The organism is Streptomyces sp. NPDC107521 (assembly GCF_055598485.1).
Genome location: NZ_JBVKAT010000015.1, coordinates 176218 through 202939, shown reverse-complemented (window position 1 = coordinate 202939; position 26722 = coordinate 176218). Strand labels below are relative to the sequence as shown.

General features: G+C 74.7%; 20 protein-coding genes and 1 pseudogene. 10 read left to right on the top strand and 11 right to left on the bottom strand.

The window, feature by feature from the left end; translation table 11 throughout:
* Positions 1 to 444: 444 nt before the first annotated feature.
* The 3 genes from ACZ7LB_RS22535 to ACZ7LB_RS22525 all read right to left on the bottom strand — a co-directional run bounded on the left by ACZ7LB_RS22535 (position 445) and on the right by ACZ7LB_RS22525 (position 4668).
* Complete coding sequence (locus tag ACZ7LB_RS22535) at positions 445 to 1764, bottom strand: choice-of-anchor A family protein (RefSeq protein ID WP_471470622.1); 1320 nt, start codon at positions 1762 to 1764, stop codon at positions 445 to 447.
* Between the two features lie 1049 nt (positions 1765 to 2813).
* On the bottom strand, positions 2814 to 2945 hold the full coding sequence (locus tag ACZ7LB_RS22530; RefSeq protein WP_471470621.1) for a putative transporter small subunit: 132 nt from the start codon (positions 2943 to 2945) through the stop codon (positions 2814 to 2816).
* Between the two features lie 22 nt (positions 2946 to 2967).
* Complete coding sequence (locus ACZ7LB_RS22525; protein ID WP_471470619.1) at positions 2968 to 4668, bottom strand: sodium:solute symporter family transporter; 1701 nt, start codon at positions 4666 to 4668, stop codon at positions 2968 to 2970.
* Positions 4669 to 5294: 626 nt separating this feature from the next.
* On the opposite strand from ACZ7LB_RS22525, the gene ACZ7LB_RS22520 reads away from it, so the two are divergent.
* Positions 5295 to 5582, top strand: coding sequence for a hypothetical protein (locus ACZ7LB_RS22520; RefSeq protein ID WP_471470617.1), 288 nt, complete (start codon positions 5295 to 5297; stop codon positions 5580 to 5582).
* Positions 5583 to 5989: 407 nt separating this feature from the next.
* Here the strand turns inward: ACZ7LB_RS22520 and ACZ7LB_RS22515 are convergent, their stop codons facing one another.
* A complete protein-coding gene (locus ACZ7LB_RS22515) occupies positions 5990 to 6214 on the bottom strand; it encodes a hypothetical protein (protein ID WP_202550953.1) in 225 nt (74 codons plus the stop codon).
* Between the two features lie 917 nt (positions 6215 to 7131).
* Here ACZ7LB_RS22515 and ACZ7LB_RS22510 point away from each other — a divergent pair.
* The 4 genes from ACZ7LB_RS22510 (at position 7132) to ACZ7LB_RS22495 (ending at position 11811) form a co-directional block, all read left to right on the top strand.
* On the top strand, positions 7132 to 8598 hold the full coding sequence (locus tag ACZ7LB_RS22510; RefSeq protein WP_471470616.1) for a sodium:solute symporter family protein: 1467 nt from the start codon (positions 7132 to 7134) through the stop codon (positions 8596 to 8598).
* Between the two features lie 115 nt (positions 8599 to 8713).
* On the top strand, positions 8714 to 10108 hold the full coding sequence (locus tag ACZ7LB_RS22505) for an NAD(P)/FAD-dependent oxidoreductase (protein ID WP_471470615.1): 1395 nt from the start codon (positions 8714 to 8716) through the stop codon (positions 10106 to 10108).
* Between the two features lie 15 nt (positions 10109 to 10123).
* A complete protein-coding gene (locus tag ACZ7LB_RS22500) occupies positions 10124 to 11221 on the top strand; it encodes an agmatinase family protein (protein ID WP_471470614.1) in 1098 nt (365 codons plus the stop codon).
* Positions 11222 to 11232: 11 nt separating this feature from the next.
* Positions 11233 to 11811 carry a helix-turn-helix domain-containing protein gene (locus tag ACZ7LB_RS22495; protein WP_161226103.1) on the top strand — a complete coding sequence of 193 codons (579 nt, stop codon included), beginning with the start codon at positions 11233 to 11235 and terminating at the stop codon, positions 11809 to 11811.
* A gap of 71 nt (positions 11812 to 11882) precedes the next feature.
* Here the strand turns inward: ACZ7LB_RS22495 and ACZ7LB_RS22490 are convergent, their stop codons facing one another.
* Positions 11883 to 12659, bottom strand: a complete 777-nt coding sequence (locus ACZ7LB_RS22490) for an IclR family transcriptional regulator (RefSeq protein ID WP_471470612.1) — start codon at positions 12657 to 12659, stop codon at positions 11883 to 11885.
* Positions 12660 to 12732: 73 nt separating this feature from the next.
* On the opposite strand from ACZ7LB_RS22490, the gene ACZ7LB_RS22485 reads away from it, so the two are divergent.
* Genes ACZ7LB_RS22485 through ACZ7LB_RS22470 form a run of 4 tightly spaced genes read left to right on the top strand, consistent with a single transcriptional unit; the run spans position 12733 to position 16641 of the window.
* Positions 12733 to 13893 carry a cupin domain-containing protein gene (locus ACZ7LB_RS22485; protein ID WP_471470610.1) on the top strand — a complete coding sequence of 387 codons (1161 nt, stop codon included), beginning with the start codon at positions 12733 to 12735 and terminating at the stop codon, positions 13891 to 13893.
* 1 nt (position 13894) lies between these two features.
* On the top strand, positions 13895 to 14722 hold the full coding sequence (locus ACZ7LB_RS22480) for a fumarylacetoacetate hydrolase family protein (protein WP_471470609.1): 828 nt from the start codon (positions 13895 to 13897) through the stop codon (positions 14720 to 14722).
* Positions 14719 to 15354 (top strand): maleylpyruvate isomerase N-terminal domain-containing protein, encoded by a 636-nt coding sequence (locus ACZ7LB_RS22475; protein WP_471470608.1) that lies wholly within the window; start codon positions 14719 to 14721, stop codon positions 15352 to 15354. The genes ACZ7LB_RS22480 and ACZ7LB_RS22475 overlap by 4 nt, the downstream gene beginning before the upstream one ends.
* 3 nt (positions 15355 to 15357) lie before the next feature.
* Complete coding sequence (locus ACZ7LB_RS22470; protein ID WP_471470606.1) at positions 15358 to 16641, top strand: FAD-dependent oxidoreductase; 1284 nt, start codon at positions 15358 to 15360, stop codon at positions 16639 to 16641.
* A gap of 149 nt (positions 16642 to 16790) precedes the next feature.
* On the opposite strand, the gene ACZ7LB_RS22465 is transcribed toward ACZ7LB_RS22470, so the two are convergent.
* The 5 genes from ACZ7LB_RS22465 to ACZ7LB_RS22445 form a co-directional block, all read right to left on the bottom strand.
* Positions 16791 to 17309 (bottom strand): hypothetical protein, encoded by a 519-nt coding sequence (locus tag ACZ7LB_RS22465; protein WP_471470604.1) that lies wholly within the window; start codon positions 17307 to 17309, stop codon positions 16791 to 16793.
* 1 nt (position 17310) lies between these two features.
* Positions 17311 to 19833: a SufS family cysteine desulfurase gene (locus tag ACZ7LB_RS22460; protein ID WP_471470603.1), complete on the bottom strand. Its 2523-nt coding sequence runs from the start codon at positions 19831 to 19833 to the stop codon at positions 17311 to 17313.
* A gap of 170 nt (positions 19834 to 20003) precedes the next feature.
* A complete protein-coding gene (locus ACZ7LB_RS22455; RefSeq protein ID WP_471470601.1) occupies positions 20004 to 21371 on the bottom strand; it encodes a tetratricopeptide repeat protein in 1368 nt (455 codons plus the stop codon).
* Positions 21372 to 22090: 719 nt separating this feature from the next.
* The gene (mgtE, locus tag ACZ7LB_RS22450) at positions 22091 to 23458 is read right to left on the bottom strand and encodes a magnesium transporter (protein WP_471470600.1); all 1368 of its coding nucleotides are present in this window, start codon (positions 23456 to 23458) and stop codon (positions 22091 to 22093) included.
* A gap of 310 nt (positions 23459 to 23768) precedes the next feature.
* Entirely contained in the window at positions 23769 to 24545 is a 777-nt protein-coding gene (locus ACZ7LB_RS22445) for an AraC family transcriptional regulator (protein WP_471470598.1), read from the bottom strand.
* 94 nt (positions 24546 to 24639) lie between these two features.
* Between ACZ7LB_RS22445 and ACZ7LB_RS22440 the strand changes: the two are divergent.
* A pseudogene (locus ACZ7LB_RS22440) lies at positions 24640 to 25428 on the top strand (sulfite exporter TauE/SafE family protein); the annotation flags it as partial.
* Positions 25429 to 25443: 15 nt separating this feature from the next.
* On the opposite strand, the gene ACZ7LB_RS22435 reads toward ACZ7LB_RS22440, so the two are convergent.
* Positions 25444 to 26688 carry a PucR family transcriptional regulator gene (locus ACZ7LB_RS22435; RefSeq protein WP_471470596.1) on the bottom strand — a complete coding sequence of 415 codons (1245 nt, stop codon included), beginning with the start codon at positions 26686 to 26688 and terminating at the stop codon, positions 25444 to 25446.
* Positions 26689 to 26722: the final 34 nt, after the last annotated feature.

Below are 26722 nucleotides of genomic sequence, written 5' to 3'. Positions count from 1 at the left end.
CTGGCCCCGCCCGGCTGCGTGTCCCGGGACGGCCCCGGTCCTGTCCGCCAGATGTGCCCCCGGGTTGCGTCCCCCGGGGCTCAGCCCGGCGGGCGGGAGGCTGAGGGTGCGGCCCGGCCGCTCAGCCGCCGGGCCGACGGGGCCCCGGGGACGCCCTGCCCCTGCCTGCCCTTGCCCTTGTCCCGGTCCCCGGTCCGGCGTGCGGGATGCCGGGTGCCGGGTGAGGGTGCGGGTTCTCTGTCCGTGGGGCGCGGTTCGGTCCGGTGGGCGGGGTGTTCGGGCTGTGCTGCCGGTTCGGGGGCGGGCGTGGGGAACCCCGCTCGCGCCGGGGGGTTTTCCGGTGTGAGCGGGGTTCCTTGTGAGCGGCGGCCGTCGTCCCGGTGTGCGGGGGGTCCGGGGCGGCGGCCCTTGTGCGGGGCCGGTCTTGGGGGCGGCCCTGGTGTGTCAGGCCTGCTTGGAGCGGCGGCGGGCCGCCACGACCAGGCCGGTGCCGGCGGCGAGCACGACGACGGTGCCGATGACGAGCGGGACGGTGCCGCTGCTGCCGGTGGAGGCGAGGTCGCCGTCGGGGGCGGCGGCCGGGGTGCTCTGCGAGGGGGCGGGGGAGGCGCCGGGGGCGGGGGACTCGGAGGTCCCGGCGCTGGGGGTGGTGCCGTCCGACGGGGCGGGGGAGCCGGGGACGGCGGGCTCGGAGGCCTCACCGGTCGGCGTGACGGTGTCGGTGGGCGGCGTGGTCCCGGGGGAGGACGGCGCCGGCTCGGTGGTGGTCGGCGCCGGCGGGTCGGACGGGGGCGTGCCGGGCTCGGGCAGGCAGCCGGTGAACGGGTAGTGGTGGGTCTCCGCGCCGCCCGTGCCGCGCAGCGAGGCCACCCACACCGAGCCGTTGACCGGCGCGGCGCTGCCCAGGTCCAGGTGGGCGCCGGGGGCCAGGACGCTGCCGGGCCAGGCGGCCCTGCTGCTCTTGGCGATCTTCGTGGCGTCGGGGAAGTTCCAGAGGAGCTTGGCGCGGACGGCGCCGTCGGCGGCGCTCTGGAGCTTGTCGTCCAGGACGAAGTCCTGGCCGCCGGAGAGGAAGAAGCCGGTGGTGTTCGCGCCCGCCATGTCGTAGGCGCTGCCGCTGACGTTGACGATCGTGGTCGATCCGGCCGGGACCTTGAGGTAGATGTCCCTGGCCTGCTCGAGCTGGGCGGCGCTCACGTGGAAGACGTTGCGGGTGGTGTCGGTGCCCTGGAGGGTGAGGCGGGCGCCGTCCGGCGTCACCGTGGCCCCGGCGGTGGCGGGCAGGGCGGACAGCGCGGAGGAGTGGGCGCGCAGCTTGGCGAACTCCGCCTCGAAGTCGATCAGGCCGTCGTTCCGGCTGAAGGAGCCGTCGTGCAGGCTGACGGGTGCGCTGTCGACCTTGCCGCCGACGGCCGCGTTGCCCTTCATCACGACGGTGGACGACGAGCCGCTGACCAGGTCGCCGCGGACCACGAGGGAGGCCCGGCCGGGCAGGGCGGCGACCTGCCCCGCCGTCAGTTCGTTGGCGACGCTGAAGCCGCCGCTGAAGTCGGCGTCGCCGCCGACGGCCACGGCCCCCTCCGCGTCGGGGGAGTGGACGTTGTCACCGAGGACGAACTCGCCGTACTTGCCGGCGACACCGAAGGCGTCGGTGGCACACCCGGCGGAGTCGGCGGGTGCGGCCACGGCGGCCGGGACGGCCGTCAGGCCGAGGACGAGGGCTCCACCGAGCGCGGCGGCGGCGGCGGTTGCGGATATGCGCATGGGACTGGGTTCTCCCGCGGAGTGGCTGAGAAGATTCTGTGGCAGCTTTGGCCATGGATTTCACACAATGACACATTGGTCAAGACCAGTGCCCCATGGGCTGAGAGAGAGCCAGAAAACAGAAGGTTGCCCCTTATTACCGCTCTTGTGGGGTTGACAACCGGTGTGCGCAATGGATGACCCGTGATGGCCGAACAGGCGTCAGAACTCCGATAAATCCCCTGTGACCTGCGATGACCCTTCCGGGGAGGGTGCTTCGGCGCCCGGTTCCGGCCCCGGCCTCCCGGAAGCCCGGTTCGGAGGGTGTTGACCGGGTTCCAGGGCTCCCGTCACACTCCGTTATGGATTCATCTCATCTGTTTGTGGAGGACCCGAAAGCGGCGCGGGAGACCAGGCGGGGGAGCGGCGCGAGGGCAAGCGGGTATCCGGCCAGACCCGCCGCGCACCCGCCCGGGCAGCCCGCGGGACCGCCCGGCCCCGCCGCGCAACACACCCCGGCTGCCCACCGGTTACCAGCGGCAGCCGCGGACGCGGCATGGCCCGTAGCCGTAGCCGTAGCCGTAGTCATGTCGTGGCCCGTGGCCCGTGGCCCGTGGTCGGCCCGGTCCTGGCCGTGACCGTGACCGCAGCCGGCCGCGGCCGGTGCGGGGCGTGCGGCCCGGGCACTTCGCGTGGTGTGCCGGCTCCGGCCGCTCCGGCCGTTCCGCCCGGCCCGGGCTGTTCCCCCCGCCGCCGTGCTCCGGGCCGTCCCGGCCGTCCGCCCGCCGCGCCCGCGCCCGTGGGCGCCCGTGTCCGCGCCCGTGCGGCGGGGACGGGAGGCGGGGCGCCGGGCGGTGGCCGCCCGGGCGGTGGCCGGCGTGCCGGCGGTGGGCGCCGGGTGGTGACGGTGTGCCGGGCGGTGGGCATCGGTGGTGACGGGCGGTGGCGGGCCGGAAAGGGAGGGACCCGGGCCGGAAAGGGAGGGACCCGGGCCGGAAAGGGAGGGACCCGGGCCGGCCGTGGTGGGCCGGCCCGGGTCCCGGGGTGAGGTGGGGCGGGGTGGGGTGGTGTCAGATCATGCGCTGTCCCTTGCGGCGGGCCTCGGCCCATTCGCGGAAGAAGCTGCGGCTGATCACGAACAGGACGACGGCCACGAGGACGGGCCAGATCAGGACGTAGGCGCTGAGGGCGAAAGTGGTCACTGGACCTCCGGTCCGTTCTCTCTCACTTGCTGTTCGCGGCGGGTTCGGCCGCGTCGGGTGCGTCTGCCGCCGGCCGCGGGAGGGCGGCCCCGGCGGGGCTGTCGTCGAAGTCGCCGGTGCGGCGGGCGATGACGGCGAAGTCGAAGCGTTCGGTGTTGCCCGCGGACATCGCCCAGCAGATGACGGTGCTCACCGAGTAGGCGACCAGGGACCCGGACAGGGTCGCGTACTCGTGCAGCGAGCCGATCGCGAACGGTGCGGAGACGGCCGCGGCGAGCACGCCGACGATCTTCGCGGGGCGGACCCCGAAGAAGCCGAAGACCATCAGGCCGAGGACGACGCCGATGCCGATGACGGCCAGCACGTCGACCGTGATGCCGAACAGGCCGCCCGTGGGGATCCAGCCGAAGCGCACCGGCAGGAACACCGCGAGCGCGGCGAGCACCGAGGTGGTGAACGCCCTGCTGGTGACCTTCTCCCAGTAGAAGCTGGCCAGCACCGGGAAGACCAGGGCGCCCCAGAGCGCGCCGACGAACACCAGCAGGTCGAGGATGTTCAGGCGCAGGCTGGCGAAGGCCACGGCCGCCGCGGTCGCCAGCACCATCGTGATGCGCCCGATCAGCAGCATCGTGCGCGGGTCGGCCTTCTCCCGGCCCGCGACCGCCTGGCCGTAGATGTCGGTCATCGCGATCGAGGACAGGGCGCACAGGTCGGCGTCCGCGGTCGAGGAGAGCGCCCCGACGATCATGATGAAGAACACCGCCAGCAGCACCGGCGACAGATAGGTGGCGGCCATCTCCGGGATGAGGTTGTTCAGGTCGCCGCCGGTCGGCTCGAAGCCGGTGTAGAGGGCGAGGACCCCGAGCATGCCCACGCCGATCACCATGGCCCCGTAGCCGACGGTCGCGGTGACGAAGGTCGGCTTGATCAGGCTCTGCTTCACCGCGAACAGCCGCTGCGCGATGGTCTGGTTGCCGATGGCGTAGGCCAGGACCGCGGCGATGTAGGGGGCGCCCTGGTTCATGAACGCGTCGCTGGAGAAGAAACTGCCCTGCTGCGGCGTCAGGTTGTCCGCGCCGCTCTCGAACGCCGCCGGGAAACCGGCCGCGAAGAAGATGACCGGGACGATCACGGCCACCGCGCCGAGCATCGCCACGACCTGGATGAAGTCGGTCAGCACCGAGGCGCGGAAACCGGACCAGAGCGTGTAGAGCAGCACGCCCGCGGCCACCGCGAAGACGCCCTGGGTGAAGGTGAACGGCGACAGCAGCGAGATCAGCACGCCGCCGGCGATGAAGTTCGACATCAGGCTGATGAGGCTGCCCACGACGTTGGACCCGGCCAGCATCAGCTGGCTGGAGCGGCCGTGCCGCGCGTACATGACCTCGGCCAGTGTGTGCGCCTTCGGGGCGACCGAGCGGATGCGCCTGCCGAAGGGGTAGATGAACAGGATCATCAGGGCGCCCCAGAGCCCGTAGTGGATGGGGCCCGATATGCCGTAGGTGTAGCCCGACGTCGCCGACGCGTACATCGAGGCCGCCCAGATCCAGGTCGCCGTCATGCTCGCGGCGGAGATCCCGAAACCGATGTTGTTACCACCGGTCATGTACGCATCGGCGTTCTCGTCCTTCCGTCCGATGCGGGCCGAAATGAGAAAGGTCCCCCCGTAGAAGAGGACCAGCAGACCAACAATCACCAGGGCGCCGAACTGGGCTGTCTCCACCCCGCGCAATCACGCCACCTCCTGACGGTTCATGGAGCCAGGCAGCAGCCGCGCAGGCCGGCGCGCCGGCCGGGGGACCCGCGGGGCTGTCCCGCGCACACGGGCGGCAGGGAAACGGCTCCGGCGCCCCGGAACGGCGCTGTCGGCGCCGGAACCGGGGGCGTTCACGAAAAGGCAGACCCTTTGAGTCCGCAAAGCTTCGGCAGCCTAACATTTTTTCAGGCCATCGGGGCGGGCGGCCGGCCGCGGGCCCATGGACGCGACAACTCCGCGTTGTGCAGGGACGACAGGGAACGGGTGTCCGCCGCGGGATCGCCCGCCCCGGCCCTCTCCGAGTGAATTGCCCGTTTACAGCCCCTTCTTCACGGATCGCAACCGCGACGTGCGAGGAAGGCGCCGCCGGCCCGGCCCGGTTGGTCCGCCCCGCGCGGCACGGCCCCGTCGCACCGGCGCGGCCCGCCCCGCCCGGCACGGCGGACCCCTTGCACGGACCCGGGACCGGCCCCCCCGGGGGGCGTGCCGCCCGGCCGCTCCCGGGGAGGGGAGGGGCGGACGTTTCCGGCCAGGAGAACGGGGGAGGGAGGGGGAAGGGGGCCCGGTCTGCGCCGGGCCGGGAGGGGGATGCCGTGAAACGGCGCTGGGTGCGCGTGCTGGTCGTCGCCCTGCCCGCACTCGCGCCCGCGGGACTCGCCGTCGCGGCGCTCACCGTGCTCGTCACCGACGGCCCGTCGGCCCCGTTCTGGCTGCCCGCCAGGAACTCGGACAACACCTCGACCGCCCGGACCGCGTTCCTCGTCTACGCCCTTCTGACGGCCTTCGGGCTCATGCTCGCGCGGACCCTGGTGAGCGGCGTCGACCGCCGGGAGGCGGAGAGCCCCGGCGGGGACCCGCCCCCCGGCGGCACCGGCCCCTGACGCAACCCCCGCCGCCCCGCGGCCCGCCCCCGCACACACCGTGCCCGGCCCCCGGATCAGGCCCGCCCAGGCCCCGGCCCGCCCCCGGCCCCGGACGCTGCGGACCACGGGCAGCCCCGGGCCCCGGACGCCCCGGTCCCGTAGCCCCGGACGCCCGGGACGCCCCGGGGGCCCCGGACGCTCCGGCTCGCGGACTTCGCGGGCACCTCGCACCCGGGCACCTCGCACCCGGGTGCTCCGGGCTCCGGGCTCCTGGCAGGGGATGCCGGGCCCCTCGGCGCCGGGACGTCCCGCCCCCGGCGGCCCCGCCCCTGTCCCCGCCGGTTTCGGGTCGCCCGGCCCCGTGCCCCGGCCGCCGGGCGTCCGCCGCCTCCCCGGAGGGGCAGGGTGCCGCTGGGCCCGGAGGGTCACGCGGTCATGTCGTCCTCGGCGGTCGGCAGCGGTTTGATCCCTTCCCACCAGGGGTTCGTCCATCCGCACACACCGCACGAGTACCGGCCGTTGACCCCGGCGATCACCGTGCCGCACTGCCCGCACTGCGTGTGGGTGATCTCCTGGCCGGCGAGGAACGCGGCGGCCGCCTCCGCGCCCCGGGCGCCGCAGCCGGCCCGTGACGTCCGTCTTCTGCTCACCCGCCCGACCCTACGCGCGGCTCCCGTCCCGGCGCAGGCGATCGCCCCGCCCGGCACCCCCGCCCGCCCCGCACATCCGGCACACCCCGCGCCCACCCCGCCCGCCCCCGTACACCCGGCCCGCCCCGTGCCCCCGGCACACCCTGCGCCCGCCCCGGCGCACCGTCACACCGGAGCCGGAGCCGGAGCCGGAGCGGGCGACGGCGCACCCCAGCCGCGCCCGTGCACTCCCGCGCCCGTGCACTCCCGCGCCCGTGCACTCCCGCGCCCGGGCGCCCCCGTGCACCCGGCACGCCCCCGCTCACCCCGGGCCTCTGCCCGCCCCGCGTCGGCGAGCCGTCACCCCGCCATCCCGGCGCCCACTGCCCGCCGCCCCGGCCGCCCGCCCCCGGCCCCGCGTCCGGCGTCCGTCCCCGCTCCCGGCGTCCGTCCGGGGTGCCCGCTCCCGCCGCCCGCCGGCCCGTGCCGGGTCCTCTGGGGGGGGGGAGGGGCCGCGTGCACCGGCACCCGCCGGTGCCGCCCGTTCCCGGTCCGCGTCCGGCGCCCGCCCCCGGCCCCGTCCCTCCCGGCGTCCGTCCGGGGTGCCCGCTCCCGCCGCCCGCCCTCCGCTTCCGTCGGCGGCGCCGTGCCCCCCGGGGGTCCGCGCGTGCCGGGACCCGTGCGCGGGCCGGGATTCCGGCGGGTGCCCGCAGGCCGGCCCCGGGGCCGGGCGTGCCCGACCGAGGGGGGTGTTCCGTCCCGTTCCTCCCGGTGCGCGGAAGCGTTGACAGGTACCGCACCCCCTCCTAGTATCGCCCCCATCGATATCGCCCTAAGCGATACATGACGAGTTCTGAGGTTCACCGCGCCGCCCTTGCCGGCCGCGGGAAACAGGGCCGCCCCCAGCGTCATTCCAGCCCTTCCGAAAGGGATGCTCCATGGCTCTCGTCATCGTCGTCAGCGCCTTCGCGCTGGTCCTCGCGGCCGCCAGCCTGTTCTCACGCAGATACGTGAAGTCCGGCGAGGACTTCTACCTCGCCGGACGCCGTATGCCCTGGTGGGGGATCGGGCCCACCATCGCGGCCGGCCTCTTCGGCGGGACGTCCATGCTCGTCGTGGCCGGCAACTCGATGAGCTACGGCGTCAGCGCCGTCTGGATCCTCGCCGTGCCGTCGTGGATCGGCGCCTTCGTCGCCACCGTCTTCTTCGCCAGGAAGGTCCGCGGACTCAAGGGGGTCGCCTCCGTCCCGGACATCGTCGCCCTGCGCTACGGAGAGGGCACCCGCACCGTCTTCACCGTCGTCACCATCTTCTTCTACGTCGGGTTCACCACCTCCCAGCTCCTTGCCCTGGGCGTGTTCGTCAACGGCTTCACCGGCCTGCCGCTGCTGCCCGCGATGGGCGCCACCCTGCTCGTGGGCCTGGTGCTGGCCGGGGCGTCCGGGTTCCTCGGCGTGGTCATCACCGACGGCATCATGTGCGTGGTCCTCGCCGTCGGCGTCGGGATCCTCGCGGTCAGCGGCGTGCGGTGGGCCGGCGGCTGGTCCGCCATCACCGACACCCTGGCCGCGGACAGCCCCGGCCACCTCGACCTGTTCTCCCCCTCCGTCACCCCCGGCATCGCGATGGCCTACGTCGCGGCCTTCGGCCTCGCCCTCGTCCCCCAGCAGGACATCCTCCAGCGGTTCGCCAGCGCCCGGGACGCCGGCCACGCCCTGCGCGGCGGCCTGTTCGCCCTGCTGATCTTCATCCCGCTCTACCTGTTCCCCGTCGTCGCCGGCCTCGCCGCGACCGTGTGGCTGCCCCGGCAGGGCCAGGACGGGCTGCCCGCCGAGTCCCTCGTCTCCTGGACCGCCAGGACCATGTACTCGCCGTGGGTGTCGGCCTTCCTGTTCCTGGCCGTGGCCGCGGCCATCCTGTCCACCCTCACCACCACCATCAACTCCTGCGCCCTGAACATCACCAAGGACATCTACCTCCGGGCGACCGGGAACAGGGCCTCCCCCGCCCGCACCGTCGCCGTCGGCCGGATCTCCACCGTCCTGGTCGGCCTGGTCGCCCTGCTCTTCGCCACCGCCTTCGACTTCATCCTCGGCGCGCTCTACCTCGCGTTCTCCATCGCCTTCGCCGGCATGCTCGTCCCGTTCGTCGCCGCGTTCCACTGGAGACGCGCCAACGGCCACGGCGCCTCCTGGAGCGCCCTGTCCGGCAGCGGGTTCGTCATCCTCGACTTCGCCCTGCGCGAGCTGGGAGTCCCGGTGCCCTGGCCCGGCGAGCCCTACTCCCTGCTCATCGCGTTCTGCATCTCCCTGCTGGCCCTGGTCGCCGGGAGCCTGCTGACCGCGCCCCCGCCCGCCCGCACCGCCGACGGGTTCATGCGGCCGCGGCCCGCCCCCGCCGAGTGACCGGACGCCCCGCCCCCTCCCGCCTTTCCCTCCCCCCCTTTCCTTCCCCCCTTTCCTTCCCCCCCTTTTTTCTTCTTCCGTCCCCGTATCCGCCCGCCGCAGACAAGGACCCGCCATGGGCGTGCCACTGAGCCCCACCTACCGCAACGGACAGGTCTCCTTCTGGCGCGGGAGCGCCGGGCAGGCGTCCCCCCGTCCCCCGCTCGAGGGCGACCTCCAGACCGACGTGGCCATCGTCGGAGCCGGCTACACCGGCCTCTGGACCGCCTACTACCTCAAGACCGCCAGCCCCGGCCTGCGCATCGCCGTCCTGGAGGCACGCCACGCCGGATACGGCGCCTCCGGCCGCAACGGCGGCTGGCTCTCCGGCGAACTCGGCGGCTCACGCGAGCGGTACGCCGCCGAATCCTCCCGCGACGCCGTCCTGCGCATGCAGCGCGCGGTCATCGACAGCATCGACGAGGTGACCGGCGTCGCGGCGGCCGAGGGCATCGACGCCGACATCACCCGCAGCGGCCTGCTCTACACGGCACTGACACAGAGCCAGCACCACCGGCTCGCGGACATGGTCGCCCACCGGCGTACCTGGGGGAGCACCGAGGACGACCTGCGCCTGCTCACCGGCGCCGAGATGCGCTCCCGGATCACCGTCTCCGGCGCCAGGGCCATGGCCTTCAGCCCGCACGGCGCCCGGATCCACCCCTACCGGCTCGCCACCGGACTGGCCGCCGCCGTCGAACGCCTCGGCGTACGGATCTACGAGAACACCCCCGTCCACACCATCGCCCCGCGCACCGCGCGCACCGCCCACGGCACCGTCAGCGCCGACTACGTCCTGCGCGCCACCGAGGGATTCACCGCCGGCCTGCCCGGAGCACGACGCCAGTGGCTGCCCATGAACAGCGTCATGATCGCCACCGAACCGCTGCCCGAACACACCTGGCAGCGCATCGGCTGGAACGGCAGCGAACTCCTCGGCACCCAGGGCCACGCCTTCCTGTACGCCCAGCGCACCCGCGACGGGCGGATCGCCATCGGCGGCCGCGGCAACCCCTACCGCTTCGGCTCGCGCACCGACACCGACGCCGCCGCCCGCCCCGGCGACGTCCGCGCCCTCTGGACCAGCCTCACCGCGATGTTCCCCGACGTGGGCGACTCGGCCGTCGCCCACTCCTGGTGCGGCGCCCTGGGCGTGGCCCGCGACTGGTGCGCCACGGTCCGCCTCGACCACCGCAGCGGCCTCGGCACCGCCGGGGGCTACGCCGGACACGGCCTGGCCATGGCCAACCTCGCCGGCCGCGCCCTGCGCGACCTCGTCCTGCGGCACGACACCGACCTCACCGCCCTGCCCTGTGTCGGCCGCACCGTGCGCACCTGGGAACCGGAACCGCTGCGCTGGATCGGCGTACAGGCCCTCTACGCCCTGTACCGGCGCGCCGACCGCAACGAACTGCACGGGCCGGACACCTCGCGCCTCGCCCGGATCGCCGACGCCGTCTCCGGCCGCTGAACACACCGAAGAGAGATGAGACAGACCGTGGGAAACAACCGCATCGAGGCCATGTTCGACCGCGCCGAGGCCGCCGCGGAACGCTCCGGCACCCGGATCGAGCGCCGGGCCGAGGCCCTGCTGCGCCCGGGGGTGCCGACCTTCGCCGAGGTCGACCGCGTCACCCTCGGCGGACTGCGGGACTACGACGCCGTCTTCTACGGGATACCGTTCGAGGGCTTCGTGGTGAAGGACCCGCGGACCTTCTACCCGCAGGGCACCGCACCCGCCCCCGGCCACGACGTCTACTCCCGCCCCGGCGCCCACGAGGCACCCGAGGCGATCCGCCGGGCGTCGATGTTCTACTCCGTCGACCACTCGAACTGGCTGCTGCCCGAACGCGGCCTCGCCGTCGGCGACCACCTCAGGGCCGGCGACCTCGGCGACGCGCCGATCGGCGACCAGAGCCCCGAGGAGATCCTGGAATGGCTCCCGGGACACATCAGCGAGATCACCCGGGCCGGCGCCGTGCCCCTGATCCTGGGCGGCGACCACAGCGTGTCGCTGCCCGCCATCGCCGGCATCTTCGCGGCGACGGGCAGGAAACTCGGCGTGGTCACCTACGACGCCCACTACGACCTGTCGTGGTACCCCCGGTACTGGGCGGGCTCCCAGTGGGCCCGCGCCATGGAACTGGGCGCCCTCGAACCGGCCAACCTCGTCCACGTCGGCATCCGCGGCGTGCGCAACTCCCGCTTCTGGCACGCCGCGGCGGCCGAACTGGGCACCACCGTCCTGACCATCGACGACATCGAACGGCGCGGCATCGAGGAGGTGAGCGTCGAGGCCCGGGAACGGGCCCTGAGCGGCTGCGACGCCCTCTACGTCTCCATCGACGTCGACGTGTTCGACCCCGCCGCCCTGCCCGCCCAGAAGTACCCGGAAGCCGGCGGCCTGACCACCCGTGAGATGCTGCGGTCCCTGCGCACCGTGCTCGGCGACGGACGCGAACTGGCCGGGTTCGACTTCTCCTGCCTGGGACCCGCCTACGATCACCAGTACCACGGCGCGGCCGTGGCAGGACGGTGCTACATCGAGGTGCTCGCGGCGCTGGCGGCGGGCCGGAAGGGCTGAGGACGCCACGCATGGACCACAACGATCCGTCCGCGGTCGGCAGGACGATCCGGTCGCTGCGCGTGCGGCAGGGCATCACCATGGTGCACCTCGCCGGACGCGCCGGGATCTCGCAGTCCTACCTCAGCGAGATCGAGACCGGGAAGGCGTCACCGAGCCTCACCACCCTCTTCGCCCTCGCGGAGCAGCTCGGGATGACCCCCGCCGGCCTCCTGCGCCCCCCGGTGCGCGAGGACGAGATCGCCGTCGTCCGGGCCGGTGAGGCCGCCGACGCCTACCCCGTCAGCGACACCACCGGCCACGTCCGCTTCCGCGCCGTCCTGCGCCACGGGCCCCTGTCGGTGTCCGAGTTCGCCGCCGCCCCCGGCGACGACCTCACCGGCGACTTCAGCCACAGCGGCTACGAGGCCATCTACGTGGCCCACGGCAGCCTGAACGTCACCCTCGCCGGCCGCGAACCCGTCCTGCTCACCGCCGGCGACACCATGTCCTACCCCGGGGAGATCCCGCACTCCTGGCAGGTCGCCGGAACCGGACCCGTCCGCGTCCTCCAGGTCCTCGACACCCCCGCCGCCCACCCCCCGCACTGACACCGCCCCCGCACGAGCGGACGAACAGGGCCACGCAGCAGCGGCGGGGGGAGCGGGCGGGGGAGCGGGGGTCAGTCCTGCGACAGGAGGTCCCGCTCCAGCGCCCGCGCCTCGGTCCGCAGCACCTGCACCACATGCTCCAGGTCCCGCGGGTCGTAGCGGACACTGGGCAGCGACACCGACAGCCCCGCCAGCGCCGTGCCGTCACGGTCACGCACCAGCACACCCACCGCCACCAGCCCCCGCTCCGACCGCTCCCTGTTCACCGCGAACCCGTTGCGCCGCAGCCGCCGCAGATCCGCCCGCAGCCGCACCGGATCGGGCTGCCCCTCACCCGGCCGCTCACCCCGCCCGGCCGGGAAGACCTGCTCCAGCTCCTCCTCCGACAGATCCGCCAGCAGCAGCATCCCCGCCGTCGTACGGTGCGCCGGGAAGACCATGCCCTCCCGCGACCCCACCCGCAGCGCCTGCCGGCACTCCACACTCGCGATGAACCGCACCGTGTCCCCGGTCCGCACGATCAGATTCGTCGTCTCGTCCAGCAGCGCGACCACCCGCTCCAGCCGCGGCAGCGCCGCCGCCCGCAGCCGCGACACGAGGGACTGCGAATGCGCCGCCAGCTCCAGCACCGGACCCGCCCGGTACAGACGGTCCTCGTCCTGCACCGCGAAATCCCGGTAGACCAGCATCGCCAGCACACGGTGCGCCGTCGACCGGGCCACCCCCAGCCGCTCGGCCAGCCCCGCCACCGTCGTACCGCCCTCCATCTGCAAGATCGCCGCCGCCCGCAGCGCGTGGTCCACACTGGCGATGGGATACGGCGGCGGCGTCCGCAACGGCTTGTCCACCGGCAACCACCTCCAGGATTCTGCCCACCAGAATAGCCGTGTCCTCCCAGCGGACACGAGGCACGCTGGCCCTGTGACTGACTCCTCCCTCACCCCAGACACAGCCGCGGGCTCCCCGGTCCGGCTGAGCGCCGTCGCCGCGGAAGGTCAGCCCGAGGTCAGCCCGGCCCTCGAAGAGCTGTACCGGGGCTTCGAACGGGAACTGCTCGTCCCGCTGTGGACCGAGATCGGCGACCTCATGCCCGCCCACCCCCGCTCCCGCGCCGTCCCCCACCTCTGGCGCTGGGAACGCCTGCGCGCCCTGGCCGAGCAGGCCGGCGACATCGTGCCCGTCGGCCGCGGCGGCGAACGCCGCGCCATCGCCCTGGCCAACCCCTCCCTGGGCGGCCGGCCCTTCGCCACCCCCACCCTCTGGGCCGCCATCCAGTACCTGATGCCCGGCGAGGACGCCCCCGAGCACCGCCACACCCAGCACGCCTTCCGCTTCGTCGTCGAGGGCTCCGGCGTGTGGACCGTCGTCGGCGGCGACCCCGTGCCCATGAACCGCGGCGACTTCCTCCCGCAGGCCGGCTGGAACTGGCACGCCCACCACAACGCCACCTCCGAGCCCATGGCCTGGATCGACGGCCTGGACATCCCCTTCCAGTACGTCACCGAGGCCCAGTTCTTCGAGTTCGGCCGCGACGAGATCACCGACGCCGAACGCACCACCCCCGCCCGCTCCCGCTCCGAACGGCTCTGGGCCCACCCCGGACTGCGCCCCCTGTCGGCCGCCCCCGCCACCCCCGGCAGCCCCCTGCTGTCCTACAAGTGGCAGTACACCGACGCCGCCCTGCGCGACCAGCTCCTCCTGGAGAAGGAGGGCCACGGCGGCACCGTCGAGCCCGGCCACGCCGCGGTGCGCTACTCCAACCCGCACGACGGCTCCGACGTCCTGCCGACCATCCGCGTCGAGTTCCACCGCCTCGCCCGCGGCGCCGAGACCACGCCCGTCCGCGAGACCGGATCCTCCGTCTACCAGGTCTTCGACGGCTCCGGCACCGTCACCGTCGGCGACCGGACCTGGACGGTCACCCGCGGCGACCTGTTCGTCGTCCCCTCCTGGCAACCGTTCTCCGCCCGCTCCGAAGCCGGCGCCACCGACTCCGACTCCGCAGCCCTGGACCTCTTCCGCTTCAGCGACGCGCCCGTCTTCGAGGCGCTCAAACTCGACCGCACCCAGAAGGACGTCTGACATGAAGCTCGCCACCCTCCGCACCGCCGACGGCACCCGCGCGGTCCGCCTCGACGGAGACGTCCTCATCGAACTCGGCCACGCCGACCTGGGCGAACTCTTCGCCCGGCCCGACTGGCGGACCCTGGCCGCGACCGCCTCCGGCCCGGCCCACCCGGCCCACGGCGCCGACTTCGCCCCCGTCGTCCCCGCCCCCTCCAAGGTCATCTGCGTCGGCCACAACTACACCAACCACATCAAGGAGATGGGCCGGGAACTGCCCGAGTACCCGACCCTCTTCCCCAAGTTCGCCGACACCCTCATCGGCGCCCACGACGACATCGCCAAGCCCGCCGAGACCGACGCACTCGACTGGGAGGTCGAACTCGCCGTCGTCATCGGCGCCCAGGTCCGCCGCGCCGACGAGCAGCAGGCCGCCGACGCCATCGCCGGCTTCACCGTCATGAACGACATCTCCGCGCGCGACTGGCAGTTCCGCACCATCGAATGGACCCAGGGCAAGATCTGGGAGGCCTCCACCCCCGTCGGCCCCTACGTCGTCACCCCCGACGAGGTCGGCGGCGTCCGCCCCGCACTCCAGGTCACCACCACCGTCGACGGCACCGTCATGCAGCAGGACGACACCGGCACCCTCCTGTTCGACCCGGTCTTCCTCGTCCAGTACATCTCCACCGTCATCACCCTGCGCCCGGGCGACATCATCGCCACCGGCACCCCCGCCGGCGTCGGCAACGCCCGCGACCCCAAGGTCTTCCTCCTGCCCGGCCAGAGCGTGACCACCGAGATCACCGGCCTGGGCGCCTGCGTCAACAAGGTGGTCGAGGCGTGAGCACAGCCCCGCGGACCCACGCCCAGGCACAGGAATGGGCCCGCACCGGCACCGGCCTGTTCCTCGGCGCCGTCGCCGCACTCGACGACGACGCCTTCCACCGGCCCAGCGCCCTGCCCGGCTGGACCCGCGCCCACCTCGTGGCCCACCTCGCCGCCAACGCCGACGCCCTGTGCAACCTCGTGCACTGGGCCGCCACCGGCGAGAGGACCCTCATGTACGCCTCCGCCGGGGAACGCGCCGAGGGCATCGCCAAGGGCGACACCCTCACCCCCGGCGAACTGCGCACCTGGCTCCAGGAATCCGCACAGCGCCTGGCCCGCTCCCTGGACGCCCTCACCGACGACCAGTGGCGCACCGAGGTCCTCACCGCCCAGGGACGCACCGTCCCCGCCACCGAACTGCCCTGGATGCGGGCCCGCGAGGTGTGCGTCCACGCCGTCGACCTCGCCACCGGCACCGTCGCCTTCACCGACCTGCCCGACGGCTTCCTGACCGCCCTGGTCCACGACATCCGCACCAAACGCGGCCTGACCGACCTGCCCGACGGCCCCCTGCCCGACGTCACCGCCTGGCTGGCCGGCCGCCCCCACACCCTCGCCGACGCCCCCGCGCTCGGCCCCTGGCTCTGAGAGGTGAACCCCGTGACCCACCCCGATGTCCTCATCGTCGGCGGCGGCATCGGCGGCCTCGGCGCCGCCTACTCCCTGACCCGCCGGGGACTCACCGTCCGCCTCCTGGAAAGCGCCCCCGCCTTCGGCGAGGTCGGCGCCGGCATCCAGCTCGCCCCCAACTGCACCCGCATCCTCGACGACTACGGCCTCCTCGACGAGGCCAAGAGCCTCGGCGTCGTCCCCGACGCCATGGTCATGCGCGACGCCGTCGACGGCGGCGAACTCACCCGCCTCGACCTGCGCGACCTCGAGAACCGCTACGGCTACCCCTACCTCGTCATCCACCGCAGCGACCTGCACGGCCTGCTGCTGCGCGCCTGCCGCCGCGCCGGCGTCGACCTGGTCAACGACGCCCACGTCACCGCCTACGAGAACACCGACGGCGGCGCCCGCGTCACCCTCGCCTCCGGCGCGACCCACGAGGCCCCCCTCGTGATCGCCGCCGACGGCCTGCACTCCGTCGCCCGCAAACTCGTCGCCGACGACCGGCCCGTCTCCTCCGCCTACGTCGCCTACCGCGGCACCGTCCCCGCCGACCACCCGCGGGCCGCCGCCACCGACCTCAGCGAGGTCGTCGTCCACGTCGGCCCCGGCTGCCACTTCGTCCACTACGGACTGCGCGGCGGCGAGATGCTCAACCAGGTCGCCGTCTTCGAGTCCCCCAAGGCCCTGGCCGGACAGGACGACTGGGGCACCCCCGACGAACTCGACACCGCCTTCGCAGGCACCTCCGGCTTCGTCCGGGACGGCCTGCCCTTCATGTGGCGGGACAAGTGGTGGCGGATGTTCGACCGCGACCCGGTCATGACCTGGGTCAGCGGCCGCATCGCCCTCCTCGGCGACTCCGCCCACCCCCCGCTCCAGTACATCGCCCAGGGCGCGATCATGGCCCTCGAGGACGGCTGGGTCCTGGGCGAGCACGCCGCCCGCAACCGCCGCGACGACGGCACGGTCGACTGGGAACGCACCCTCGCCGCCTACGAGGCCGTCCGCCCCGAACACTGCCGCCGCGTGCTCACCACCTCCCGCGCCTGGGGAGAGCTCTGGCACCTCGACGGCCTCGCCCGCGAACAGCGCAACACCCTGCTGCGCGCCCGCGACACCCACGACTACTCCTTCGTGGACTGGCTCTACGGCCCCACCGCCCTGACCCCGGACCAGGAACCGCCCATGTTCACGCCGATCCCGCTGGCCTCGGCGGACACCGGCACCGGACAGCGGCCCCCGCAGGCCGACGCAGCCTGACCCCTCCGCCGCCGCCCGCCCCGCCCCCCCCCGCCCGCGGGCCGGGGCGGGGCGGGAATCCCGGCAGGCCCGGGGAGCGGCCCCGGGGACGGGTCCCCGGGCCCGTCCCCGCCACCGGCCGCCCGCAGGACCGCCGCGCGGCCACCGCGTCACGGCCACCGCGCCACGGCCCGCTCCCGCATCCGGCGGACGCCGCCGCGCCCCGGCGGGACGGCCGCCTCCAGCTCGTCCGCCCCGTGGGCGCGGCAGACCCCCAGCGAGGGGACGGCGACGACGTACCACACGGCCGGATAGGTGTCACCCGGGTCCCAGCCCGGTTCCGCGTGGATGACGGTGCCGGTGTGCGGTTCCCCGGTCACATGGACCGCGGAGCCGGAAGGGTGGCCGCTCTCCAAGCCCCGCCGGGCCGGTTCCGCGGCGAAGCACCGCGCCTCCCGGCGGCGGAACCGCAGATGCCTCTCGTGGTCGTAGACATCGGCATGGGTCCTGCGCAGGTGGATCAGCGCGAGGACGAGATCACGCGCCTCGCGCCGGCCGCCGGGCACGGCCGCGGCACCCGCCGTGACGGTCTCGAAGAGCTGCCTCTCCAGCGAGGCCCGGGACCGCCCGTCCAGGGACGCCGGCCCGGCCCCCGCCGCCGCGGCGGTGCGCGCGGGAACGGACGCCACGTCAGAGCCTGATCTCGTACACCGCGCTGCGCGGGGTCTCGGCCGCGCGCCGCCAGCCGGTGAACCCGGCGGTCCCGGCGAGTGAGCGCAGCGCCTCCTCCCCGGCGTGGTTGCCCAGCGCCAGGGGCCCGCGCTGGGCGACGGCCGCGGGCAGGCACAGCGCCGTGGACAGGCTCATGAACAGCCGTCCGGTGGGATGGGTGTTGCGGGCCGGGTCGGCTTCCGCGTTGGGCTCGACGAGCATGACCGCCCCGTCGGGCTCCAGGATCCGCCGGGCCCCTTCCAGGGCCCCCAGCGGATCGCCCATGTCATGGAGGCAGTTGAAGAAGGTGACCAGGTCGTACCGGCCGACGTCGGCGGCGTCGAGGCCGGCGGCGGCCAGGGTGCGGAAGGAGGCCCGGTCGTCGAGCCCGCGGTCCTCGGCGATGACGCGCGCATGGTCGACGGACGGCTGGTGGCAGTCGTAGCCGTGGAAGACCGAGCGGGGAAAGGCCCGGGCCATCAGGAGCGTCGAGTAGCCGACCCCGCAGCCGATGTCCGCGACCCGGGCCCCGCTCTCCAGACGCCGTGTCATGCCGTCCAGGGCGGGCAGCCACTTGTCCACGATGTTCGCCCGGTAGGCGGGGCGGAAGAAGCGGGCGATGGCGCGGAACATCTGGGGCGGGTACTCGCCCCAGTCCACGCCGCCCCCGGTGCGGAAGCAGTCGGCGAGCCGGTCCTCGACGTGGTAGAGCGTCCTCAGGGAGGCGAAGATGCCCACCCCCGAGGTGGGCGCGTCGGAGTCCGCGAGGACCTCGGCGTGCGGGTCGGGGAGCAGGTAGGCGGGCCGCCCCCCGGCCGTGTCCCGCGTCTGGAGGACGTATCCCGAGCCGACCTGGGTGTGCAACCACTCCTGGACGTAGACCTCGTGCGTGCCCGTGCGGGCGGCGAGCAGGGCGGCCGTCATGGGGCCGCTGCCGGCCAGCGCCCGGTACAGGCCCAGGCGGTCACCGAGGGAGACGGCCAGTCCGGTGGCGGCCGTCGCGGCGTCCCCCAGGACCCGGTCGAGGAACTCGGCCGCCCCGGACGCCGCCCCGGACGCCGGGGCGGCACCGGCCGCGGCCGGTGCCGCGGGGCGGGGCAGCTCCCGCGAAGCCGTCTCCTCCTCCTTCCCGGCCGCCGGCCCGCCCGGCTCCGGGACCGCGTACAGGGCGGGTTCGGCGAGCTCGGCCAGGGCACGGACGAAGGTGTCGACCTCGTCGGTGGTCGTGTACGCGTAGAACGAGGCCCGGGTGGTGGCGGGCAGCCCGAAGCGCACACAGGCGGGCCGGGCGCACAGGTGACCCACCCGGATGGCGATGCCGCGGGCGTCGAGGAACTCCCCGATGTCCTCGGGGAACCGGTCGGGCAGGGCGAAGGAGAACACCGGCCCGCGGTCGGCGGCGTCGCCCGGACCGACGATGCGCAGGCCCTTGACGGACCCGAGGGCGTCCAGCGCATGGGCGGTCAGACGCTCGCCGTGCCGTGCGATCTGCCGCATCCCGACGCGGTCCAGGTAGGCGCAGGCCGCGCCGAGCCCCACCGCCTGCGCGATGACGGGGGTGCCGGCCTCGAAACGCTGGGGCGGTGCCGCGTAGGTGGAGCCCTCCATGCTCACGGCGTCGTTCATCTCGCCCCCGGTCAGGAACGGGGGAAGGGCACGCAGCAGGTCCTCGCGCCCCCACAGCACCCCGATCCCGGTGGGCCCGCACATCTTGTGCCCGGAGAACGCCAGGAAGTCGACCCCGAGCGCGGTGACGTCGACGGGGAAGTGCGGCACCGACTGGCAGGCGTCCAGGACGGTGAGCGCGCCGACCTCCCTGGCCCGCTTGACGAGCACGTCGACCGGGTTGACCGTGCCGTACACGTTGGACTGGTGGGTGAAGGCGAACACCTTGGTCCGTTCGTTCACCACCTCGTCGAGTTGGCCGAGGTCGAGGCGGCCCTCGGGCGTGATGGTGAGCCAGGCCAGCTCGGCACCGGTGCGGCGGCACAGCTGCTGCCAGGGCATGAGATTGGAGTGGTGCTCCATCTCCGTGATCACGACCCGGTCGCCCGGCCCCAGGGCCAGCGAGCGCAGGTCCCGCTCGGAGCGGTTCGCGTTGCCCAGCGCGTAGGCGACGAGGTTGAGGGCCTCGGACGCGTTCTTGGCCAGGACGATGTCCTCGGCCCGCGCTCCGACGAAGGCGGCGATACGGGCCCGGGCCGCCTCCAGCAGCCAGGTCGCCTCCCTGGCCAGCTGGTGGTGGCTGCGGTGCACGTTGGCGTTGTGGAGGGTGTAGAAGTCCCTCTCCGCGTCGAGGACCAGCCGCGGCTTTTGCGAAGTGGCCGCGCTGTCCAGGTAGACCAGGGGCCGGCCGCCGTTGACGGTGCGCTCCAGGATGGGGAAGTCGGCACGGACGGCCTGCGGATCGAAACCGGCGCCGTGCGGGGCCGGCCCCGCGGGCGCGAGCGCGGTGTGCGCGGTACAGAGACAGCCGGGTGTTTCGGCGGGATCGGGCGTCATGGGTCCTCCCTCGGTCTTCACGAGCCCTTCCAGTGAGTCCGACCCCCTTCCCGCGGCGGAAGGCCCGGGCACGGCCGGGGCGTGAACGCGTTGAATCCCGCCCGCGCCGGACGGTCCGCCCGCGCCGGACGGTCCGGCCCGCCGCGGCAACGGCCGCGGTCACGCCCCGGTCAGTACCGGGGCGGCCGGTCCGGGAAGGAGCGGCCCCGCTCGATCAGCTCCACGGCCTGGCGCTGCCGCGGGAAGCTGCGGGCCTGCCGGAGCATCCGGGCCAGGGCGCGCCCGGCCGCGTTGGAGCCGGCGACATGCGGATAGTGGTCGAGGAAGACGTCCCAGTGCGCGCAGGCCGCCTCGAGCCGGCCGTCGGCCACCAGCGCCTCCGCGAGACGGGCCTGGGTGAGGGCGTAGGAGCGGTGCTGGCCGGGGTCCCGGTGCTGGACGGAGGACCGGAAGGCGTGGACGGCCTCCTCCGGGCGCCGCAGCACCTGCAGTGTGCGGGCCCGCCGGTACTCGATTCCCGCCCGCGGGTAGGACGTGAACGCGCCGCCGCCGGGGCCGTCCGCCCGGCGGTGGGCGTCACCGCTCGCCTCGAGGTCGCTCAGCGCGCCCTTCTCGTCGCGGCAGGCCGCGCGTGTGTGGCCGCGCTGGGCGAGGACGAAGGCCGTCACCGCCGGGTCGTCCCGCCCCGCGTGGCGGACGGCGGAGTCGGCGAGGCTGTGGGCCCGGCGGATGTGGCCGAGGCTGAGGGCCTGGGCGCTCATGACGCGCAGGGTGATCGCGTAGCCGGCCCGGTCACCGCTCTCGCGCGCCAGCTCCAGGGCCAGCGTGTAGTACTCGTGGGCCAGGCCGTGGTGCGCGGTGTCGGCCGTCATGGAGCCCAGCAGGTGCGTCAGCCTGCCGCAGTGGCCCAGCACCCGGGGGTCGGCGGCCTCTCCCGCCGCAACGGGCGCCAGCCGGGCCGCGTTGTCCGCCAGACAGGCCGCCAGGGCCGAACGCAGGCGGGCACCGCCGTGGGTCCGCACCAGACCGGCGAAGAGCTCCACCATGGTGCCCAGGAACTGCTCGTCCGCCGACGGACGGGAGGTGTCCCGCGGGCCGGGGCGGGGCGCGTTTGGCACCCGGCCCGGGGGAGGGCACGCGGCCGGCGCGTAGGTGATGCCGATGAGGGACGCCCGCTGCCCCGGGTCGGCGTCCTGGCCGCACAGCGCGACGAGCCGGGTGATGCCTCCGCCCGCCTCCTCCCCGGCACCGGGCGGGGGCACGTCGGCGCCGGGCAGCCCGCCGGGCCGGGTGAGGCCGGTCTCCTCGGCCGGGATCAGCCGGCCCGCCCGGAGACTGAGCGCCTGGGCGACCAGATCGGGCACCGGATCACGGGGCCGCGAACCCCTGAGCCAGTGCGCCACGGCCGTACGGTCGTAGCGCAGCCGCAGCCCCTGGGCCGCCCCCAGGGAGTTCACCGCGCGGGCGAGGTCCGCTGCGCTCCAGGAAGTGGCTTCGAGGAGGACGGCGAGTCGCCCGTTGGGAGCGCGTTGCGGCATGACGGTCCCCTTCCGCCCGCACAGGTGACGTACCCGCACCCGTACATCCCACTGGATACGCGAACCGGACGGGCGGCGCACCGCCCACGCCCATATCCGGTCACGGCCCGGCCGCCGCCCCCGGGCCGCCCCCGGGCCGGGCCCGGCCGCCGGCCTGCGGCGGGCGTGCGCCGGCGCGGGGGGACGCCGTCCGCGCCCCGGCCGCGCACGGGAAAAACGACGCAAAAGAGCGCATGCCCGGGGCATATCCCCGACGGCCTCCGCGCAGCCCGCGCGACCGGCCCGCCGCCGGGCACCGCACCGGCGGGCCGGCACCGGGCGTGAACGCGTTGAACGCCGTCCGGGCACCCCCGGGCCGCGCGGACGGCAGCGCCGCGGGCGGACGCCCGGACCGCTGCGGGACGTCTCGTCCTCCGCGGCACCGCGTGCTACAGGTGGCTGATGGACGATCCGTTTGCCCTGAGCCCGGTGCGGGCGGCCACAGACCCGGCGGACCCCGGCACCACCGACGCCCCCGGCGTTCCCGATGCCCCCGGCGGCCCCCGCCCCGCCCCGGCCGGGACGGGCCCCGTGCGCCCGGACGCACCTCCGGACCCTCCGGACCCTCCGGACCCTCCGGACCCTCCGGACCCTCCGGACCCTCCGGACCCTCCGGACCCGGCGGCGGACGGCACCGTGCCGGCCGGCGGGCCGCTCCCCGTCCGGTCCGGCACCGGGGATCAGACGCCCAGCACGGCCTTCGCCGTCAGGAAGTAGATGATCAGACCGGTGGCGTCCACCAGCGTCGTCACCATCGGCGCGGAGATGACCGCCGGGTCGATCCGCAGCCGCCGGGCCAGCAGCGGCATGGTCCCGCCGATGGTCGCCGCCCACCCGCACACCACGATCAGCGTGATGCCCAGCACCACCGCGATCCCCCCGCCGACGAACACCGCCCCCACCGCCAGCCCCAGCACCGCCAGCAGCGACCCCAGCACCAGACCCACCCGGCACTCGCGCCAGACCACCTTCATCAGGTCCGAGCCCCGCACCTCGCCCACCGCCAGGGCCCGCACACAGGCCGTCGCGGCCTGCGCGCCGGCGTTGCCGCCCGCCCCGATGAGCATGGGAATGAACAGGGCGAGCGCGGCCACCTCCTCCAGCGTCGCCTCGAACACCCGGGTCACCCCGACCGTGAGGGTCGCCGCGACCAGCAGCAGGCTCAGCCACAGCGCCCGGTAACGGGCCAGCTGCCACACCGAGGCCGCCATGTAGTGGCCCGCCCACGGCGCCGCCCCCGCCTGCCGGGCGACGTCCTCCGTGTCCGCCGCCTCGATGACCTCGACGGCGTCGTCGATGGTCAGCAGCCCCACCAGCCGGTCCTCACTGTCCACGACGGGCAGGTTCAGATCGTTGGTCTCCTGCATCAGCCGGGCCGCGGACTCGGCGGAGTCGGTGGCGTACGCGCAGGCCGGCTCGGTCACCACCAGATCGCACACCATCGTGTCCGACGGGTTCAGCACCAGCTCGCGCAGCTCCACCACACCGGTCAGCCGCCGTCCGGAGTCCACCACCGGAAGCGTGTACACCGTCTCCGCCTCCCGGCCCTTGGCCCGCACGGTCCGCAGCGCCTGCGCGACGGTCAGCGCCTGCGGCAGGGCGACCACCTCGGGGGTCATGCAGCGGCCCACGGAACCCTCCGGATAGCCCAGCAGCGCCGAGGTCATCCGGCGCTCGTGCAGACTCAGCCCCGCCAGCACCCGCTTGACGACCTTCGCGGGCGCCTCCCGCAGCATCCTGGCCCGGTCGTCCGGCCCCATGCCCTCGATCAGGTCCCGGAAGGAACGGTCCCGCAGCCCCTCCAGGATCGGCTGCTGGTCGACCGGCTCCAGCTCCTCGAACACCTCCAGCGCCCGGTCCTTGGGCAGCAGCCGGAACGCCACCCCGGCGGTCACCGCGTCCATCCGCGCCAGCTCGTCGGCGATCACATGCGGCGCGCGCCGCTCCAGCCACTCCTGCGCGGCCTCCAGACGCCGCTGCCCGACGGCCTCCCGCAGGGACTCGGCCGGCTCCGCGCCGGACTCGGGGGAGGGGGACGACTGCGACATGACGGATCCTCGGGGGGACGTTGCCGGACGGGGGACACCGGAACGGACCGCGTGCGCGGCAGGGAACCGCCCCCGCCCTAAGGCAGCGGGCGCCGCACGGCACACGGACCGGGAGAATCACCGCTCATCGCGGTACCACCTCCTCGGCTCCGGAACCCGTCAACGGCACACCCCGCCCCTTGACGGGCGACGCGTGCGCACACTACCGCGCACGGCCCGCCGCGGGCGAAGCCGCCCTCACCCGCGCACCGGGCGGCCACCCCCCGCGCCCGGGACCGGCCCGTACCCGCCGCCGCGCCCGCCCGCGCCGTCACGGCCCGCCGCCGCGCGCCCGGGCGAACCGGGACGGGGGCATCCCGAAGACCCGCGTGAACGCGGCCGTGAACGCGGCGGGGGAGGCGTAGCCGAGACGGGCACCGACCTCGCTGACCGGCGCGGTCCGCAGCAGCGGCACCGCCGCGAGCAGCCGGACCCGGCCCCGCCAGGCGGCCGGGCTGTCACCGGTCTGCGCGCGGAAGCGGCGGGTGAGGGCCCGCTCGCTCATGGCCGCCCGCGCGGCCCACGCGGCATTGGTGACCCCGGCGTCCGGCCCGGCCAGATACGCGCGGCACAGCGCCGCGAGAGCGGCGTCCGCGGGAATCCCGACATGGAACGGGAGCGGGGTCAGCCCGGCGATCTCGTGCAGGAGGAGGGCGGCCACGCACCCCTCCCGCCCGGACAGGCTGTAGTCGGCCCCGAACCCGTCCGCCGCCCGCAGCAGTTCCCGCAGCAGCGGCGGAACGTCCACCACCGTGCACACGGCCGGCCACCAGGGGACGGCACCCGGTTCGACGTACAGGCTGCGGGTGCTCACCCCCAGCATCCGCACCCGGTGCCGGGTGGCCGCCGGGACCAGCACGGCACGCTCGGGCGGAACGGTCCAGGTGCCCTGGGCGGTCTCCACGACCATGACCCCGGTGGCGCCGTGGAGGAACTGGGCCCGCCGGTGTTCGTGCCAGTCCAGCAGATGACCGGGCGGATAGTCGGTGCCGACCGGCAGGACGGCCCGGTCGGCGTGGTCGACCTCGGCCAGGGACACGTTCCTCACCCCGCCACCCTACGGGCCGGAACGCGAAACAACGGGGCCGGGCATCGCATGCGGGACCCCCGCCGGGCCTGGTGGGGTGGACGACGTGGACATCGTGTGGGCCGCGGACATCGCGGCACTGGCCGGGATCGGGCTCCTCACCGGGGCGACGACGGTGCTGTTCGGATTCGGCGGCGGATTCGTCACCGTGCCCGTCGTGGTCTGGGCGGACGCCGCGCTCGGCGCGGACGCGATGCCGGTGGCGACCGCCACCTCGGCCCTGGTCATGCTGGTCAACGCGGGCTTCGCGACAGCCGTCACACCCCGGCGGACCCTCCGCGCGCTCCGCGGCGGCACCCCTCTGCTCCTCCTGCTCGGGGCCGGCGCCGCGGCCGGCGCGTCCGCCGCGCGCCTGGCCCCCGCCGCCCCGGTCCGCTGGGCCTTCATCGCCTACGTGACCCTCACCCTCGCCGACGTCCTCCTGCGCCCCGGCTTCCTGCGTCCGGACGCCCCCGCCGGGGCGGTCCCGGGCACACCCCGGCGTCCCCTGCCGGCCGCCCTCGGCGCACCCGTGGGCGCCCTCGCGGCCCTCCTCGGCGTGGGAGGCAGCGTCCTGACCGTCCCCGCGATGCGCAGGGCCGGGCACCCGATGCGCGAGGCGACGGCGCTGGCCAACCCGCTCACCCTCGCCATCGCCCTGCCGGCCACCGCGGTGTCCCTGGCCGCCGCTCCCGCCGCCGGGCACCCGCACCTGGCCGGCCTCGTCGACCTCCGGGCCGCCGCCGCTCTGCTCCTCGGCGCCCTGCCGGTGATCGCCGTCCTGCGCCGCCGCCCTGTGCGGATCACCGACCGCGCCCATGCCCGGGCCTACACCGCGCTGCTCGTCCTGGCCGCGGCCGCCATGCTGCCCCCCGCCGTCTCAGCGGCGGGTGCCGCCGCGGTCCCCGACGGCCAGCCGGCTCGCCACGATGTCCGCCGCGAGCAGCCCCGCGTGCGCCTCCAGCCGCCCGCCGCCGCTGAACAGGTCGATGCCCAGGCGCTCCTCGACCTTCCTGATCCGGTGGTACACCGTCGCCCGGTGCAGATACAGGTCGGCCGCGACCTGCTTCACGTTGCCCGCCGTGGTGAGGTACGCCCGGAGCGTCTCGACGAGCGCGGCGGCCGACTCGTCCTCCAGCAGCCACCTCAGCGGCGGGCTGACGAAGTGGTGCGCCAGGATGTTGGTGGGCACCGCCGCGAGCCCCGCCATGTGCCCGGTGCTGTCCCAGCGGATCACCTGGTGCTTCCAGCCCAGGCTGTCGCCCAGGTCCAGGCTCTGCCGCGCCTGCCACACGGCCGCGCTGGCCCGGCCCGAGACCACGGTGCTGGCCGCGACCAGCCACGGCACGTCCACGCCCTGGGGCCGTGACCGGAAGACGAGGTCCGCGGCCTTCGTCGCCAGCAGTTCGGGCAGCGCGTCGTGCACGTCGCGCGGATACGGCGCGAGGAGCGCGAAGCTGACCGACCCGCTGAACGCGATCAGGCACCGGTTGCGCGGATGGGCCTCGGCGAACCGGTTGGTCAGCGCCGCCAGGCGCCCCCGTGTCGCGGGGTCGGCCGACCGGGCGTCGATCGCGGCGGGCATGGACAGGGCGAGGCAGACGAAGGCGTCGTCGTGCTGGAGCCGGCCCTCGCGGATCGCCCGGCCCAGCAGCACGTCCAGCGTCTCCAGGTCCCCCGTCGCGAAGGCCCGCCCGACGTGGTCGTCGGCCCACTCCGGCGGGACGAGCAGCCCGGCGCCCTCCAGGGCGTGCACGCTCGCCTCGGCGATCCGGCTCACGCTCTCGACCCGCTCGGAGGACAGCGGCCCCCGCGCACAGGTGATCCAGAGCAGCAGCGACGGCGCCGACCCCGGCGAGCTGACCGGGAGCACGAGCGTCGACGGTATCCCCAGCTCCACACTGCCGCCGATGTACACCGGCACGGAGATCCGGGTCACCGCGCGGGTGCTCAGCCCGAGATGGCGCGGTGAGACCGGCTCGGCGCGGACGTCGTCCGGGGAGGCGTTCGGCACGGACCGGGCGACGCGGTGCAGATGGAGGTCGGTCAGCTCCACCGGGACGTCCAGCGACGCGGCCAGCGACTGCACCAGTTCCTGGAGATGCTGGGCCAGGAGTCCGTTCACCTGGGTTCCTCCCGTCCGCGGGGAGAGCCCCGCA